Here is a 15439-nt window from a genome sequence, read left to right as displayed (position 1 = left end):
AGACACCGCGAGCGGGGGGACGACCACATGGGGCACGCCGACGACGAGGGCGACGAGCGGCTGGCGGCGGAGGGCGAGGTGGCGGTGGCCCGGCTGGCCATCGACTCCGGAGACCTCCCGCACGCCGCCGACCACCTGGCCGACGCGATCCTCGCCGACCCCCAGCTGCCCGAACTGTACGAGGCGCTGGCCGAGTTGTGCGCCGCCGCCGGAGGACCGGCCGCCGCCCGCGACCTGTTCCCGCTGGACGGCCAGGTCTACCTGGGCACCGTCGCCTGCCGGGCCCACGTCGAGGCCGCCGCCGGGGACTGGGACACCGCCGTCGGCCTGCTCGCCTCCGCGATCCAGTACGAGCCCGCGAGACCCTGGGCGCACACCGCCTGGCTCGCCCGCGAGGACCTGCCCGCCCTCGTCGACCCGGACGCCGTCGCCCAGGCGGTGGCCCGGGCCGCCGGCGGACTGCCCGACCCGCTGCCCGCCGAACTCGCCGAAGCCGTCCAGCCGTTCGAGGACTTCGTCCAGTCCGTGGTGGGCCGCCACGGCGACCACGCCTTGCTGCTCGCGATGGCCTCCGGCCTCACCCGCCGCCTCGGCGCCACCGACCGCGCCGTCGAACTCGCCGAACTGGCCCACCTGCTGGCCCCCGGCTACCTGCCGTCCGTGATGCTCGGCAACGCCCTGCGCGCGCACGGCCGGCCGGAACGGGCGCTCGCCGTCTGGGAGGCCGAACTGGCCAGGGTCGAACCGGAGCGGGACAACTCCAGCAGCTACCTCGCCGTCGACGTCGCCGAGTTGTACGGCGCCCTCGGCCGCCCCGCCGACGGCCTGCCCTGGCTGGACCGCGTGCTCGCCACCGAACCCGACCACCCCAAGGCGGCCCCCGCCCGGTACGGCCTGCGGCACGCCGCCGACGGCGACCCCGCCCACCTGCTCGCCCTGGCCGACCACCACCGCGCCCACCCGGACCACGAGTACGCCCAGGACCTGCTGGAACGGCTCAGCCACCGGGAACCCTGGCTCGGCATGGTCTCCGGCGCCACCGAGGCGACCGTCAACGTGCTGCACCAGCTGCTCGCCGCCCCCGGCACCACCCGCGACAGCGAGATCGAGTGCAGCGCCTCCGCCGTGGAACCGCCCAGCTCCCTGCTGGCCGTCCGCCTCGCCCTGCCGCGCGCCACCGTCGACTACCGGTCCGTCGCCGAGCCCGACCCCCGGCTCCCGCTGGCCGAACCGGCCACCCGGATCTGGGCCTGGGACGGGACCGACCCGCGCCCGGCCGTCGCCCCGCCCGCACCGGACAGCGCCGAACTCGTCCGGGCCACCGCCGAGATCGTCTGGGCGACCGTCCCCGCCGCCTACGACCACGCCGTCCGGCTGGCCGGGCTGCCGCTCGACGACCTGCTCGGCGCGCTCGTCCACCCGCCGATGCCCCGGGAGGACGACCTCGGCCGGGCCCTGCTCGCCCACCAGCCCGAACTGTGGGTGCGGGCCGTCCAGGTCTTCGCCTGCCTCGGCATCGCCCACCACCGCACCGACCAGCCGTGGGAGGACTCCGACCGCCGCCGCGTGCTGGTCGACCTGCTGCTCGGGCCCGAGGACTGGGTGGTCGAGGCGGCCGGCTTCGCCCTCGTCGCGATCGGCTGGACGCACCCCGAGACCCGCGCCGACATCGCCGACCGGCTCCGGCAGCGGCTGCACTACAGCGCCCGGGCCCGCCGCACCCGCGTGGTGACCGTCCTGCGCTCGCTCGCCGCGCTGGCGCTCACCGCGCCCTGGCTGCCCCGGGCCGACCTCGACCTGGCCCGGCGGCTGATCGAGCGGGCCGAGGCCCAGGAGGCCAGGGAAGCCCGGGAAGCCGGGGAAGCCCAGCAGGCCGAGGTGGCGCCCCAGGAGCAACCGGAACCCCGCCCCGGCCTCCTGCGCCGCCTCTTCCGGCGCGCCTGACGGGCGCTACAGCAGAGGTCGGCGGGCGATGCCCGTCACCCGACGCCCGTCACCCGATGCCCGGCAGCGGATCCTGGTCGACGTCGAAGCGCGCGACCCGCTCCGCCGGATCGCGGCACTCCGGGCCGAGCCGCAGGATCCGCGACTCCGGGTCGTGCAGCGGGCGATGGCAGCGGCGGCAGGTGACGCGGGGCCGGATGGCCTCGGGAGTGTCGGTGCCCGGGATCGGGTCCGGGCCGCCACCGGTCGAGCCGCCGCCACTCGGGCCGTTGCTGGTCGGGCCGTTGCTGGTCGGGACGCTGGTCATGGGGAGACGGTAGCCCGGCCTCGGGGAACACCGGTACAGCGGTTGGCGCCGAGCTTGATCATGGTCGGCTAGGGACCTCTCTTTCGGATCTTGTCGAATCAGCGCGGCATCGGGCGGCCGGGAAGACCGGAGTGAGCACGCCTGAACGTCTGCGTAGAACGGGAGAGGAGCCGGCGTCGACTGGCTGATCGGCTTCTGGACGCGGGGTCAGCCGTGGTACTCAAAGTCCTCGATGCAGAAGCAGGCCGCGCTGACCGAGGTGTCCCCTGCCCGCTCCGCCCGTGCCCACACCTGAGAGTCGCCCGGGCTGATGTCCCCGCCGCAACCCATGCGCAGGTCCAGGCCGCGGTCCTGGATGTAGCGGATGATGTCCGCCTCGACGGCGGAGGGCTTGCGGCCGATCAGTTCGATGCCGTAGAGGGACACTAGGGGGCCGCTGCGCCCGTGGACGCTCACCCGGGCCAGCACGGAACCCCTGCCCGCCTGCGACGCGTAGAAGTAGTGCGCGCTCGCCCCAGCCCGGGCGTAGTACTCCTTGCTCACGTGCCACTCCTCGGGAGTGCCCTGGTCCTCCCAAGGGCTGCCCACCGGGAAGGGGTGGTGGCCCCAGCTCTCGGCCGGCACCTCGCCGTCCAGGGCGGCCGACACCTGCTGCGGACTCATCCCGAAGCGCAGCGGACCGACTCCCTCCAGCGGGGTGCAGTACCACCGCTGTCGGTCCCCCTGCTTCCTGTTCCTCAGGCTGGCTGCGCCGCAACCGGGACCGCGGCCTGCTCCGCTTCCGGCACTGGCCGTCCCGGACCCGCCGCCCTCGGTGCCGCGCTCGACGGGCTCTTCAGCAGCAGGGCGCAGGCCAGCGCGGCCAGCAGGGCGAGGCCGGCGGAGACCAGCAGGCACAGCCGCATGCCGTCCAGGAAGGAGTTGCTCAGCGCGGTCAGGGCCTGTCCCGTGGCGGGGCCGAGGTCGAGTCCGGCGACGGCGCCCAGGCCGTGTTCGCGGGCGGAGTCCAGGACACGCGCGCCGGTCTGGGCCGGGACGCCGGCGTTCGCGAGCTGTGCGGGCAGGGCGTTCAGGGCACGGGTGGTGAGCAGCGCCCCGAGGACGGCGGGGCCGAGCGCGGCGCCGACCTGGCGGATCGCGTTGTTGCCGGCCGCGGCCATCCCGGCCAGGTGGAAGGGAACGGCGGAGACTGCGGAGGCGGTCATCGGGGTGAGCACCGCGCCCATGCCGAGTCCGAGCAGCACCAGTCGCCAGGTCAGCGCAGCGTAGGAGGTGTGGGCGTCGACGCCGGTCATGGCGAACATCGCGGCGGCGACCAGCGCCAGCCCGGAGGTGATCAGCACCCTCGGCGGGATCCGGTGCATCAGCCGTCCGACAGGGAGGCCGGCCACCAGCGAGGTGCCGGACACCAGCACCATCCGCAGTGCCGCCTGCATGGTGCTCAGGTGCTGGACCAGGCCGAAGTACAGGCTGAGCACGAAGAAGAAGCCGATCAGGCCGAGGAAGCTGACCACGGCCACCAGTGCGGTGGCGGTGAACGCGGGGCTGCGGAACAGCGCCAGGTCCAGCATCGGGCTGGTACTGCGGAGTTCCACCAGGACGAAGGCTCCGGCGGCGACCGCGCCGAGCGTCAGCGCGGTGATCACAGCGGGTTCGTCGAAGCCGTCCGCGCCGCCCTCGATGACGCCGTAGACCAGTGCGGTGACGGCGGTGGCGGCGGTGATCTGGCCGGGCCAGTCGAGCCGGCGGCCGTGCGGGGCGCGCGAGTCGGGCAGCCGGAACGCGGCGACGGCCAGCAGGGCCACGGAGAGTGGTATCGGCAGCAGGAAGATCCAGCGCCAGGTGGTGTGCTCCAGCAGGGCGCCGCCGATCAGCGGGCCGACGGCGAGCGGGGCCGTCAGGCTCATCGCCCAGAAGCCGATGAACTTGCCCCGCTCACGGTGGTCGGGCACGGCATGGCTGATCAGTGTGAGTGTGGTGGGCAGCAGAGCGGCGGCGCCGATGCCGGAGACCGCCTGCCCGACCCACAGTGCCTGCACCGAGCTGGACAGCAGCGAGATCGCGGCGCCCAGCGCACAGAAGACCATGCCGGTCTGGAAGACCTTCTTGCGGCCGTGGACATCGCCCCAGACGCCGGTGGTCAGGATCAGCGCGGCCATCGGCAGCACGAACGCGTCCGACACCCAGGACAATTCGGAGGTCGACGTGCCCAGCGCGCGCTGGATCGCCGGCAGGCTCACCGACACGGTGGTGACGGGCAGGTAGGCGACGAAGACACCCAGGCAGGCCATGACGAGCGTGGCGGCCCGTCCGGCCCTGAGGTCCGGCGTCGTTGTGGAGTTCACGGGGTCGTTCCTTCGGCTGCTGCGGGGGAGGCCCCGCATTCTCGGAGCGCCGCCGGGAGCGTGCGCCCGCTCCCGGGGGCGACGGCCGATGGCAGCCGCCCGTGGAGCCGCCGATCAGCTTCTCCCCGAAGCGCCCGAAACCCGCAGTCGATCCCAAGAAGCCTCCCGGAACCTCCGCCTGAGCGCCTGGCGATGGGACCATTCCTCCATGGCTGATGATCTGGACCGCAAAATCATCCACGGTTTGCAGTGCGCGCCCCGGGTCTCGTTCCGGCGGCTCGGGGAGGTCATCGGCGTGTCCGAACAGACTGTGGCGCGCCGCTACGCCGCCCTGCGGCGGGACGGCCTGCTGCGCGTTGTCGGACTGGGCAACCTGAACGCCGACGGCCAGGCGGAGTGGATCGCCCGGCTGCGCTGCCGACCTGATGCGGTGGCACCGCTGGCCCAGTCACTGGCCCGCCGGTCCGAGGTGGCGTACGTCGGCATCGCCTCCGGCGGCTCGGAGATCATCTGCATCATCCGGTCCCCCGCCGGAACCGACCATGACGACCTGCTGCTGCGCCAGCTGCCGCGAGCGGGCGCGGTCCTGGACGTGAACGTCGACCTGGTCGTGCGTATCTACGGCGGTCCCGGAACCGCGCCCTGGACCGACCCCGACGCCTCGCTCACCCCCGAACAGGTGCGGCGGCTGACCTCCGGCCACCCCACCCCGGCAGTGGCCTCGTCGACGCCCCTGGGTGAACAGGACCTGCCGCTGCTGCGCGCGCTCGCCGAGGACGGCCGGGCCACCCATACCCACCTGGCCAAGGTCACCGGCTGGTCCAAGCCCCGGGTCGCCCGTCGCCTGGAGGCACTGGAGGCAGCAGGCTCGCTCACGTACGACGTCGACACCCTGGCCGAGCGCCTCGGCTACCGGCTCAACGCCACCCTGTGGCTGCAGGTCGACCTACCGCGGCTGCACCAGGTCGGCGAGGAGGTCGGCGGCCACCACGAGTGCGCGTTCGTCGCCGCGATCAGCGGACGCCACAACCTGATGGCCGTGGTCGCCTGCCGGGACACCCCCGACTTCTACCGTTACCTCACCGGCCGCCTGGCCCACGTCGAGGGCATCCGCGGCTACGAGATCAGCGTCCGGGTGAACCGGCTCAAGCAGTCCGCCTCGCTCATCCACCACGGGCGGCTGATCCACCCGGCGCTCGTATGACGCCGGCACCGGGCTGCCGAACCGCCGAGCGACCGTCCGTCGCTCCGTCGAGCTGTCGGCGGGGCCGTGAAAAGATCCCCCCATGGCCACGGACCGCAGCAGCGCAGGAGATCCGGCGCGCACCCTCGCCCTGCTCTGGGGGCTGACCGCCGAGGAGAAGCCCGGCCGGCGCGGCCCGCGGCAGGCCCGGTCGACCGGCGAGATCGCCGCCGTGGCCATCGCCCTGGCCGACGCCGAGGGCGTGGACGCCGTCACCATGCGCCGGGTGGCGCAGGAGCTGGGGCTGTCCCCGATGGCGCTGTACACCTACGTCCCCGGCAAGGCCGAACTGCTCGACCTGATGCTGGACACCGTCTACGCGACGACGCCGCGCAGCACCCCCGCCGACGACGGCTGGCGGGCCAGGGTGACCGCCGTCGCCGACGACAACCGGGCGCTGCACCGAGCCCACCCGTGGGTCTCGGCGGTCTCCACCAGCCGCCCGCCGCTCGGCCCGGGCCTGATGGCCAAGTACGAGTACGAGCTGCGCGCCTTCGAGGGCACCGGCCTGCCCGACGTCGAACTGGACGCGGCGCTCACCCACCTGCTGGGCTTCGTCCAGACCTGCGCCCGGATGGCCGCCGACGAGCGCGCCGCCCGGCAGGACAGCGCGATGACCGACGCGCAGTGGTGGGCCGCCAACGCCGAGCTGCTCGCCAAGGTCTTCGACGCCGAGCGCTACCCGGTCGCGGCCCGGGTGGGCGCCGCCGCCGGCGAGGCCCACGGCGGCGCGTACGACCCGGACCACGCGTACGCCTTCGGCCTGGCCCGCGTGCTGGACGGGCTGGCGGCCCTGATCAGCGAACGCTAGGCCGGGCGTCGTACTCCGCGCGGGCGGCCTCGACGGCGGGGACCCGCTGCTCGGACCAGTGCGCGAGGGCGGCGACCAGTTCGGCGGCCTCCCGGCCGAGCGGGGTGAGGCTGTAGTCGACCCGGGGCGGGATCACCGGGTGGGCCTCGCGGTGCACGAAGCCGTCGCGTTCCAGCGTCTGCAGGGTCTGCGCGAGCATCTTCTCGCTGACGCCGGAGACCCGTCGGCGCAGTTCGCTGAAGCGGTAGCCGCGCTCGCGCAGCGCGCCGAGCACGAGGACGCCCCAGCGGCTGGTGACGTGCTCCAGCACGCCCCGGGACGGGCACATGCGGTCGAACACGTCCGCCGGCGGCAGCTCGCGCACCGGGACGGCCGGGTGGTTTTCCTCCAGGGTCTTCATGACTGTCCTGCCATTACCTTCATGTCAGTACCGTACTTTGAAGTGCGTACTTTCGAAAGGTTAGTGCAGTCCCTAGGGTGAGTTTCGAGGCAGGAACCCCGTCGAGGCAGAAACCCACCCAAGGAGCATCCCCATGTACGTCGTCACCGGTGCCACCGGCCAGCTCGGCCGTCTCGTCGTCGAGGGCCTGCTGGCCGCGGTCCCCGCGAGCGAGGTGGCGGTCGCCGTCCGCTCCGCCGAGAAGGCGGCCGACCTGGCCGCGCGCGGGGTGGCCGTCCGCGTGGTCGACTACGACGACCCGGCGTCCCTGGCCGGCGCCTTCGCGGCCGGTGACCGGGTGCTGCTGATCTCGGGCAGCGAGGTCGGCCGGCGGATCCCGCAGCACCGCGCGGTGGTCGACGCGGCCCGTGCGGCCGGCGTCGCGCTGTTCGCCTACACGAGCGCGCCGGGCGCGGCGACCTTCCGGCTGGCCGACGAGCACAAGGCGACGGAGGAGCTGATCCGCGCATCCGGCCTGCCGTCCGTCCTGCTGCGCAACGGCTGGTACACCGAGAACTACCTGGGCGACGCGGCCGGCACGGTGGCGCGCGGCGTGGTGCTCGGCAGCGCCGGGGACGGCCGGGTGGCCACCGCCCCGCGCAAGGACTACGCGGACGCGGCGGTCGCCGTGCTCCTCGGCGAGGGCCACGAGGGCCGGGTGTACGAGCTGAGCGGCGACGCCGCGTGGAGCCTGGCGGAGCTGGCGGCCGAGCTGGCGCTGGTCTCCGGGCAGCCGGTCGCGCACCAGGACGTGGCACCGGCGGAGCACCTCGCGGCGTTGGTCGGCGCGGGCCTGCCGGAGGGCTTCGCCGAGGTGCTGGTGGACGTGGACGCGGGCATCGCCCGTGGCGAGCTGGCCGGCACCCCGGGCGACCTGGCCCGGCTGATCGGCCGCCCGACCGTCCCGCTGGCCGAGTCGGTGCGCGCCGCGCTCCGGGCCTGAGGCGCTCCAGGCCTGAGGCGCTCCGGGCCTCAGGTCCTCCCGCACTCCGGACCCGCCGTGGGCCCGCGTTTCCCGAGGTCAGCGATGTCATGACCAAAATGCGGAAACGGAGATGACAGCCTGCCCCTCCGCCCGCTACCGTCACCTCGACACACGCGCGCGGAGGGCAGGCGGCCATGCCAGAGACAACCCAGCAGGACAGCGGCCGAGGCCTCTGGTACGGCGTCGCGGCCTACGGCATCTGGGGCCTCTTCCCCCTGTTCTGGCCACTGCTGGAGCCCGGCGCCGCCGACGACATCCTGGCCAACCGGATGGTCTGGTCCCTGGTCGCCGTGGTGCTGCTGCTGATCGCCCAGCGGCACTGGAGCTGGATACGCCCGCTGCTGCGCCAGCCCCGCCGGCTCGCCATGCTGGCCGGCGCGGCCACGGTGATCTCGATCAACTGGGGCGTCTACATCTGGGGCGTCAACGCCGGGCACGTCGTCGAGACCAGCCTCGGCTACTTCATCAACCCGCTGGTCACCATCGGCTTCGGCGTCCTGGTGCTCAAGGAGCGGCTGCGGACGGCGCAGTGGGCGGCGGTCGGTGTCGGCGCGGCCGCCGTCGCGGTGCTCAGCGTCGCGTACGGGCGGCTGCCGTGGATCGCGCTCACCCTGGCGCTCTCCTTCGCCACGTACGGGCTGCTGAAGAAGAAGGTCGGGCTGAGCGGCCTGGAGAGCCTGGCGGCGGAGAGCGCCTTCATGTTCCCGTTCGCGCTCGGCTACCTGGTCTACCTGGAGGTCAGCGGGCGCGGCACCTTCGGCCACACGGTGGCCGGCTCGTACGGCTGGGGGCACTCCGGGCTGCTGCTGCTCAGCGGCGTGATCACGGCGATCCCGCTGCTGTTCTTCGGCGCGGCGGCCGTGCGGGTGCCGCTGACCGTGCTCGGGCTGCTCCAGTACCTGGCGCCGGTGTTCCAGTTCCTGATCGGCGTGGCGGTGTTCCACGAGTCGATGCCGCCCGCCCGCTGGGCCGGCTTCGGCCTGGTCTGGCTGGCGCTCGCGGTGCTCACCTGGGACGCGCTGCGCCAGGTGCGGGCCGACCGCGCGGGGCGGGCCGCGGCCGTGCCGCAGCCCGCCCCCGCCGCCTCGGCGGTCAGGCGCTGATCCGCTCCCGCTGATCCGCTCCCGCTGATCCGCTCCCGCTGATCCGCTCCCGCTGATCCGCTCCCGCTGATCCGCTCCCGCTGATCCGCTCCCGCTGGTCCGCTCCCGCCGAGGCGGCGGTCAGACGCTGATGTCCCGGCTGGTGAAGCGGGACCAGGCCGCCGCGCCGAACACGGCGACGTAGGCGGCTTGGAGGCCGAGGTCCTTCCACACGCCGTCCCAGTACATCGGCTGGCGCAGCAGGTCCGCGAAGCTGAGCCAGTAATGGGTGAACAGGAACGGCCTGACAGCGTCCAACTGCGGGAAGGCGTCCAGGATCTGCACGGTGACCACCAGCCCGACGGTCGCCGCCATCGCCGCGATGCCGCTGCCGGTGAGCGTGGAGACGAACAGCCCGATCGCCACCAGCCCGGCCAGCGAGGCCGCCACCACCCCGGCCACGAGCACCGCCCGCAGCAGCGCGTCGCCGAAGCCGATGGTGTCGCCGGAGATCAGCGTCACCTCGCCGAGCGGGAACAGTGCGGCGCCGGTGGCCAGCGCCGCCGCCGCGACCGCCACGGTGGCGGCCAGGCAGAACACCAGCCCGGCGGTGAACTTGGCGGCCAGCAGCCGGGTGCGCCCGGCCGGCGCGACCAGCAGGTAGCGCAGCGTCCCGGTGGCCGCCTCGCCGGCGACCGAGTCCCCGGCGACCACGCCGACCGTCATCGGCAGGAACACCGGCAGCGCGACCGCGAGGGCGGTGAAGACCAGGAACAGGCCGTTCTGGGTGGTCTGCGCGATGAAGTTCACCCCGCCGCCGCCCTCGTGCGGGCTGCCCGTGTTGAGCTTGACGACCACGCCGATCAGGATCGGCAGCACCGCCAGGATCCCCAGCAGCACCTTGGTGCGCATCCGGCGGAAGGTCAGGTGCAGTTCGTTGCGGAACAGCGCCAGGAACCCGGCCGCCGTCTGCGGCCTCCGCCCGGTCCGGACCGGCTGAGCCCCGACCGGCACCGCCCCGGCCTGCGACATCCCGGCCTGTGACACCCCGGCCTGCGACAGCTCAGCCTGCGACATCGAAGCCCTCCCCGGTCAGCGCCACGAAGGCGTCCTCCAACGTGCCCCGCTCCAGCCCGAACCCGTGCACCCGCACCCCGGCCTCGACCAGCGCCGCGCACAGCTTCGGCAGCGCCTCCTCGACCGGGGAGCCGAGCGAGCCGAGCGCGCCGAGCTCGCCGTCCACCCGCCCGTCGCCGGGCAGCAGGGAGCCGACCCGGTGGGCCGCCAGTACCTCCACGGCGTGCGCCACGTCCGGCGTGCGGACCACCAGTCGGCCCTGCGCGCGGGCGGCCAGTTCGGCGACGGTGCCCTGCACCACCAGCCGGCCCCGGGACATCACCGCCGCGTGCGTGCAGACCTGCTCGATCTCGTCCAGCAGGTGCGAGGAGAGGAACACCGTGGTCCCCTCCGCCGCGACCTCCCGCACCAGCGCCCGGATCTCGCGCATGCCCTGCGGATCCAGCCCGTTGGTGGGCTCGTCCAGCACCAGCAGCTCGCGCGGCTGGAGCAGCGCCGACGCCAGGCCGAGCCGCTGCTTCATGCCCAGCGAGTACGCGCGGGCCTTCTTGGCCGCCGCGGCGCTCAGCCCGACCCGTTCCAACGCCGTCTCGACGCGCAGGCGCCGGGTGCGCGGGTCGGCGGTCGGGTCGGCGGCGTCGAACCGGACCAGGTTGTCCCGCCCGGAGAGGAAGCCGTACAGCGCCGGGCCCTCGATCAGCGCGCCCACCCGGGGCAGCACGGAGGCGACGGACTGCGGCATCGGCTCGCCGAGGACGGTGGCGACGCCGGAGGTGGGGGCGATCAGGCCCATCAGCATCCGGATGGTGGTGGTCTTGCCGGAGCCGTTCGGGCCGAGGAAGCCGAAGACGGAGCCGCGCGGCACGCTCAGGTCCAGGCCGTCCACGGCGAGCTGGCCGCCCCGGAAGCGCTTGGTCAGACCGCGGGTCCTGATCACGTCGTCGGGCCGGGAGGAGCCGGGGGAACCGGGGGAGGAGGTGGAGGGGGAGGTGGAGGTGGAAGGCACGGGGCCCGGGCGCTGCTCGGCGCCCGGACCCCCGGCCGACTCCGTAACGTCCCCCGTTACGGGAGCCTTCGTCATCCGTCAGTTCACCCCGGCGGCGTGCTGGAGCACCGGCAGGGTCACCGCGCCGGCGAACACCCGGCCGTCGTCGGTGACCAGGACGTTCACCACCTTGGTGCTGATCAGCGTGCCGCCGCCGACCGGCTTGCCGAGCGACTTCACCAGCGCCTGCGGGTTCAGGGCCGCGCCCCGGCCGCCGTGCTTGCCGCCCTTGCCGCCGTCCTGCGGCGCGTCGACGGCGCCGCCGGGCAGCTGCGCCGAGACCACGGTCGTCCAGCCCTCGCCGATCACGTTCACGCCGCCGTGGTCCCGGCCCGAGGCGTCCTGACCGGCCTGGCCCCCGGGCGCGGAACCCTTGGGCGCGAAGCCCTGCGGCACCTCACCCTTGGCGCCCTCGTCCGCCTTGTGCTCCGTCACCTTGGCGCCCTTGGGCACGGTGAAGTCGAAGGTCTTGGCGGCCGGCTTGGCGAAGGACACGTCGGTGAAGTGGACGTCCAGCACGGTGGAACCGTCGACGCCCTTGACCACCACCGAGAGCGGCACCCCGTTGTCGGCGGCGACCGCGATCCGGACCTCGGCGACGGTCGAACCGGACTGCGCGGGCTTGACGCTCAGCTGGTACGCCTTCTGCCCGGCCACGTTGGCGGTGCCGGCCACGGTGACCGACGTGGTGCCCGCGCTCGCGGTCAGGAACTGCCGGGCGGCCTCCTGCGGGGTCGTCGGCACCCCGGTCAGCGGTGCCCCGGCGTGCTTGCCGGCGGTGTCGGGGTGCTGGGCGGGCGCCTGGCCGGTCAGGCGCACGGCGGTGTTGGTCGAACTGTCCCAGGCCCAGGCCTGGTCGCCGTTGTGGACGACGGTGTAGCCGGCCATGTCCTCCAGCAGGTCGACCCGCTGGCGGTCCGGGCCGTCCACCGCGACCCGCAGCGTCTGGTCGCCGCCGAGCAGGCCGAGCAGCTTGGCCTGCGGGTCGGCCGAAGAGGAGCCCTGGCCGCCGCCGCGCCCGGCCGCCGCGCCGAGCCCGCCGGCCGCGACGCCCAGCAGCTGGCTGGGCAGGCCGAGGTCGGTGGAGACGGACACCGTGCCGGAGAGGCTCTGCGCGTCGGAGCCGAGCACCTTGGCCACCAGCTGCTCCGGCGTCAGCGAGGGAAGTTCGGGCGGGGCGTCGGCGGCCAGTGCGGGCACCAGGCCGATCCCGGCGGCGATCACCGCGGCCACCGTCAGCGGCACCCCGGCCCGCACCAGCATGCGCCGCCGGGAGCGGTACGGCACGCCGCCGTCCACGTTGTCCCCCGCCGCCGTGTCATTGGTCATGGCGTCCTCAACTCCTCTACGAACACGAGCGATTGGCTGTGCCCTTCCATTAGAGGCCCGCACTCCGGCCCCGTCATCGCCCTGCGGGGCCAGTTCGGGGTCAACCTCGCGGGTACATCGACCCTGAGACGCCCTCAGGGTTGGCTACTCCGAACGTACGACACCTGGCGTAGGGTCGCGCCATGGACGGAACCGCCATGGACGCAAGCAACCCCCCGACCGCTAACGCGATGCGGCGCGCCCTGCGCCGAGCCCGGGACGGCGTCGCCCTGGACGTCACCGAGACCGCGGTGCTGCTCCAGGCCAGAGGCGAGGACCTGAACGACCTGTGTGCGAGCGCCGCCCGGGTCCGCGACGCGGGGCTGGCGGCGGCCGGGCGGCCCGGCGTCATCACCTACTCCAAGAGCGTCTTCATCCCGCTCACCCGGCTCTGCCGCGACAAGTGCCACTACTGCACCTTCGTCACCGTCCCCGGCAAGCTGCGCCGGGCCGGCCACGGGATGTTCATGTCCCCCGACGAGGTGCTGGACGTCGCCCGGCGCGGGGCCGAACTCGGCTGCAAGGAAGCCCTGATCACCCTCGGCGACAAGCCCGAGGACCGCTGGCCCGAGGCCCGCGAGTGGCTCGACGCGCACGGGTACGACGACACCATCGCCTACGTGCGGGCGATGTCGATCCGCATCCTGGAGGAGACCGGCCTGCTCCCGCACCTCAACCCCGGGGTGCTCGGCTGGACGGACTTCCAGCGGCTCAAGCCCGTCTCCGCCTCGATGGGCATGATGCTGGAGACCACCGCCACCCGGCTGTGGAGCGAGCCCGGCGGCCCGCACTTCGGCTCGCCGGACAAGGAACCGGCCGTCCGGCTGCGGGTGCTGGAGGACGCCGGGCGCAGCTCCGTCCCGTTCACCAGCGGCCTGCTGATCGGCATCGGCGAGACGTACCAGGAGCGCGCGGAGTCGCTGTTCGCGCTGCGCAAGGTCTCCCGGGCCTACCACGGCGTCCAGGAGCTGATCCTGCAGAACTTCCGCGCCAAGCCGGACACGGCGATGCGCGGCATGCCCGACGCCGAACTGGACGAGCTGGTCGCCACCGTGGCGGTGGCCCGGCACGTGATGGGCCCGGCGGCCTGCCTGCAAGCGCCGCCGAACCTGGTGGACGGCGAGTACGGGCGGCTGATCGCGGCCGGCGTCGACGACTGGGGCGGCGTCTCCCCGCTCACTCCCGACCACGTCAACCCCGAACGCCCGTGGCCGCAGATCGAGCGGCTCGCCGAGCGCTCCGCGGCCGCCGGCTTCGAACTGCGCGAGCGTCTCGCGGTCTACCCCGAGTACGTCCGGCGCGGCGAGCCCTGGCTGGACCCGCGGGTGCTGCCGCACGTGCGCGCCCTCGCCGACCCGGAGACCGGGCTGGCGAACCCGGACGCGGTGGTCCGCGGCCTGCCCTGGCAGGAGCCCGAGGACCTGCCCGTCTCGTACGGGCGGACCGACCTGCACGCCACCATCGACACCGAGGGCCGCACCGGCGACCGCCGGGCCGACTTCGAGGACGTCTACGGCGACTGGGAGGTGCTGCGCGAGCAGGTGCTCGCCGAGGGCGCGCCCGAGCGGCTGGTCGGCGACCTGCGCGAGGCGCTGGCGGTGGCCGCCGACGACCCGACGCGGCTCACCGACGACCAGGCGCTGGCGCTGTTCCACGCGGACGGCCCGGCCCTGGACGCGCTCTGCCGGATCGCCGACGACGTCCGCCGGGACACCGTCGGGGAGGACGTCACCTACTGCGTCACCCGGAACATCAACTTCACCAACGTCTGCTACACCGGCTGCCGCTTCTGCGCGTTCGCCCAGCGCCGCACCGACGCCGACGCCTACACCCTGTCGCTGGAGCAGGTCGCCGACCGGGCCGCGCAGGCCTGGGAGGTGGGCGCCACCGAGGTCTGCATGCAGGGCGGCATCCACCCGGACCTGCCCGGCACCGCCTACTTCGACATCGCCCGCGCGGTGAAGGAGCGGGTGCCCGGCATCCACGTGCACGCCTTCTCGCCGATGGAGGTGGTCAACGGCGCGACCCGCACCGGGCTGTCCATCCGCGACTGGCTCCAGCGGGCCAAGGAGAACGGCCTGGACAGCATCCCGGGCACGGCGGCCGAGATCCTGGACGACGAGGTCCGCTGGGTGCTCACCAAGGGCAAGCTGCCAGCCGCCACCTGGGTCGAAGTGGTCACCACCGCGCACGAACTGGGCATCCGCTCCTCGTCCACCATGATGTACGGGCACGTGGACACCCCGAAGCACTGGCTCGGGCACCTGCGGCTGCTGGCCGAGATCCAGCAGCGTTCCCTGGAGACCAACGGCACGGGCGGCTTCACCGAGTTCGTGACCCTGCCGTTCATCCACACCAACGCGCCGGTCTACCTGGCCGGCATCGCCCGGCCCGGCCCGACCGCCCGGGACAACCGCGCGGTGGTCGCGATGGCCCGGCTGCTGCTGCACCCGCACATCCCCAACATCCAGACCAGCTGGGTCAAGCTGGGCGCGGAGGGCGCCGCCGAGATGCTCCGCTCGGGCGCCAACGACCTGGGCGGCACGCTGATGGAGGAGACCATCTCGCGGATGGCCGGCTCGGCGTACGGGAGTTACAAGTCGGTGCGCGACCTCCAGGCGATCGCCGAGGCGGCGGGCCGCCCGCACCGCCAGCGCACCACCACGTACGGCGAGGTGCCGGCCGAGCGCCGGGCCGCGGCGCTGGCCTCGGACGGGCACCTGCCGGAGCTGCTGCCGGTCCTGGACTGATCCCGCCACCGGCCTCCCGGTTCCGCCGGTCCCGGCCTGCTGG

13 protein-coding genes are annotated in these 15439 nt (G+C 73.9%); 6 read left to right on the top strand and 7 right to left on the bottom strand.

Translation table 11 applies throughout. The features are described 5' to 3' along the window. Positions 1 to 27 precede the first annotated feature (27 nt). Entirely contained in the window at positions 28 to 1944 is a 1917-nt protein-coding gene (locus ACIOGZ_RS33110; RefSeq protein ID WP_400988710.1) for a hypothetical protein, read from the top strand. A 49-nt stretch (positions 1945 to 1993) separates the two neighbouring features. On the opposite strand, the gene ACIOGZ_RS33105 is transcribed toward ACIOGZ_RS33110, so the two are convergent. From ACIOGZ_RS33105 to ACIOGZ_RS33095, 3 genes are all read right to left on the bottom strand, one after another. Then, positions 1994 to 2251 (bottom strand): DUF6011 domain-containing protein, encoded by a 258-nt coding sequence (locus ACIOGZ_RS33105; protein WP_363585381.1) that lies wholly within the window; start codon positions 2249 to 2251, stop codon positions 1994 to 1996. A 207-nt stretch (positions 2252 to 2458) separates the two neighbouring features. Next, a complete protein-coding gene (locus ACIOGZ_RS33100; protein WP_363630121.1) occupies positions 2459 to 2914 on the bottom strand; it encodes a hypothetical protein in 456 nt (151 codons plus the stop codon). Positions 2915 to 2988: 74 nt separating this feature from the next. Further along, positions 2989 to 4542: an MFS transporter gene (locus tag ACIOGZ_RS33095; RefSeq protein WP_363585409.1), complete on the bottom strand. Its 1554-nt coding sequence runs from the start codon at positions 4540 to 4542 to the stop codon at positions 2989 to 2991. Between the two features lie 262 nt (positions 4543 to 4804). Between ACIOGZ_RS33095 and ACIOGZ_RS33090 the strand changes: the two genes are divergently transcribed. Next, complete coding sequence (locus ACIOGZ_RS33090) at positions 4805 to 5800, top strand: AsnC family transcriptional regulator (RefSeq protein ID WP_363585379.1); 996 nt, start codon at positions 4805 to 4807, stop codon at positions 5798 to 5800. Positions 5801 to 5882: 82 nt separating this feature from the next. Further along, positions 5883 to 6650: a TetR/AcrR family transcriptional regulator gene (locus tag ACIOGZ_RS33085; RefSeq protein WP_363585378.1), complete on the top strand. Its 768-nt coding sequence runs from the start codon at positions 5883 to 5885 to the stop codon at positions 6648 to 6650. Here the strand turns inward: ACIOGZ_RS33085 and ACIOGZ_RS33080 are convergent. Continuing rightward, entirely contained in the window at positions 6637 to 6978 is a 342-nt protein-coding gene (locus tag ACIOGZ_RS33080; protein WP_350877776.1) for a helix-turn-helix domain-containing protein, read from the bottom strand. The two genes, ACIOGZ_RS33085 and ACIOGZ_RS33080, sit on opposite strands and share 14 nt — an antisense overlap. A 205-nt stretch (positions 6979 to 7183) precedes the next feature. Here ACIOGZ_RS33080 and ACIOGZ_RS33075 point away from each other — a divergent pair, with 205 nt between their 5' ends. Together ACIOGZ_RS33075 and rarD are read left to right on the top strand one after the other, a co-directional pair. Further along, positions 7184 to 8032: an SDR family oxidoreductase gene (locus ACIOGZ_RS33075; protein WP_363585377.1), complete on the top strand. Its 849-nt coding sequence runs from the start codon at positions 7184 to 7186 to the stop codon at positions 8030 to 8032. A 176-nt stretch (positions 8033 to 8208) separates the two neighbouring features. Next, entirely contained in the window at positions 8209 to 9177 is a 969-nt protein-coding gene (gene rarD, locus ACIOGZ_RS33070) for an EamA family transporter RarD (protein ID WP_400809736.1), read from the top strand. 120 nt (positions 9178 to 9297) lie between these two features. Here rarD and ACIOGZ_RS33065 read toward each other — a convergent pair whose 3' ends face one another. The 3 genes from ACIOGZ_RS33065 to ACIOGZ_RS33055 are packed head-to-tail and all read right to left on the bottom strand — an operon-like array spanning position 9298 to position 12607. Beyond that, entirely contained in the window at positions 9298 to 10233 is a 936-nt protein-coding gene (locus ACIOGZ_RS33065) for an ABC transporter permease (RefSeq protein ID WP_400328196.1), read from the bottom strand. Beyond that, positions 10220 to 11314: an ABC transporter ATP-binding protein gene (locus tag ACIOGZ_RS33060; RefSeq protein ID WP_400809734.1), complete on the bottom strand. Its 1095-nt coding sequence runs from the start codon at positions 11312 to 11314 to the stop codon at positions 10220 to 10222. The genes ACIOGZ_RS33065 and ACIOGZ_RS33060 overlap by 14 nt, the downstream gene beginning before the upstream one ends. Before the next feature lie 3 nt (positions 11315 to 11317). Continuing rightward, entirely contained in the window at positions 11318 to 12607 is a 1290-nt protein-coding gene (locus tag ACIOGZ_RS33055) for a DUF2092 domain-containing protein (RefSeq protein WP_363585373.1), read from the bottom strand. 182 nt (positions 12608 to 12789) lie between these two features. On the opposite strand from ACIOGZ_RS33055, the gene ACIOGZ_RS33050 reads away from it, so the two are divergent. After that, positions 12790 to 15396, top strand: a complete 2607-nt coding sequence (locus ACIOGZ_RS33050; RefSeq protein WP_363585372.1) for a bifunctional FO biosynthesis protein CofGH — start codon at positions 12790 to 12792, stop codon at positions 15394 to 15396. Positions 15397 to 15439 lie beyond the last annotated feature (43 nt).

The sequence above is a fragment of the Kitasatospora sp. NPDC088160 genome, from assembly GCF_044741445.1.
Taxonomy (GTDB): domain Bacteria; phylum Actinomycetota; class Actinomycetes; order Streptomycetales; family Streptomycetaceae; genus Kitasatospora.
Note: the sequence above shows the minus strand (reverse complement) of the source record. Positions and strands in the feature narration are given on the sequence as shown.

Bases quoted from the DNA above. Each gene is read 5' to 3' on its own strand.
- ACIOGZ_RS33110 (WP_400988710.1), top strand. From the start codon at position 28: ATGGGGCACGCCGACGACGAGGGCGACGAGCGGCTGGCGGCGGAGGGC.
- ACIOGZ_RS33055 (WP_363585373.1), bottom strand. From the start codon at position 12,607: ATGACCAATGACACGGCGGCGGGGGACAACGTGGACGGCGGCGTGCCG.
- ACIOGZ_RS33100 (WP_363630121.1), bottom strand. From the start codon at position 2,914: ATGAGTCCGCAGCAGGTGTCGGCCGCCCTGGACGGCGAGGTGCCGGCC.
- rarD (WP_400809736.1), top strand. From the start codon at position 8,209: ATGCCAGAGACAACCCAGCAGGACAGCGGCCGAGGCCTCTGGTACGGC.
- ACIOGZ_RS33080 (WP_350877776.1), bottom strand. From the start codon at position 6,978: ATGTGCCCGTCCCGGGGCGTGCTGGAGCACGTCACCAGCCGCTGGGGC.
- ACIOGZ_RS33090 (WP_363585379.1), top strand. From the start codon at position 4,805: ATGGCTGATGATCTGGACCGCAAAATCATCCACGGTTTGCAGTGCGCG.
- ACIOGZ_RS33095 (WP_363585409.1), bottom strand. From the start codon at position 4,542: ATGGCCTGCCTGGGTGTCTTCGTCGCCTACCTGCCCGTCACCACCGTG.
- ACIOGZ_RS33050 (WP_363585372.1), top strand. From the start codon at position 12,790: ATGGACGGAACCGCCATGGACGCAAGCAACCCCCCGACCGCTAACGCG.
- ACIOGZ_RS33085 (WP_363585378.1), top strand. From the start codon at position 5,883: ATGGCCACGGACCGCAGCAGCGCAGGAGATCCGGCGCGCACCCTCGCC.
- ACIOGZ_RS33075 (WP_363585377.1), top strand. From the start codon at position 7,184: ATGTACGTCGTCACCGGTGCCACCGGCCAGCTCGGCCGTCTCGTCGTC.
- ACIOGZ_RS33060 (WP_400809734.1), bottom strand. From the start codon at position 11,314: ATGACGAAGGCTCCCGTAACGGGGGACGTTACGGAGTCGGCCGGGGGT.
- ACIOGZ_RS33065 (WP_400328196.1), bottom strand. From the start codon at position 10,233: ATGTCGCAGGCTGAGCTGTCGCAGGCCGGGGTGTCACAGGCCGGGATG.
- ACIOGZ_RS33105 (WP_363585381.1), bottom strand. From the start codon at position 2,251: ATGACCAGCGTCCCGACCAGCAACGGCCCGACCAGCAACGGCCCGAGT.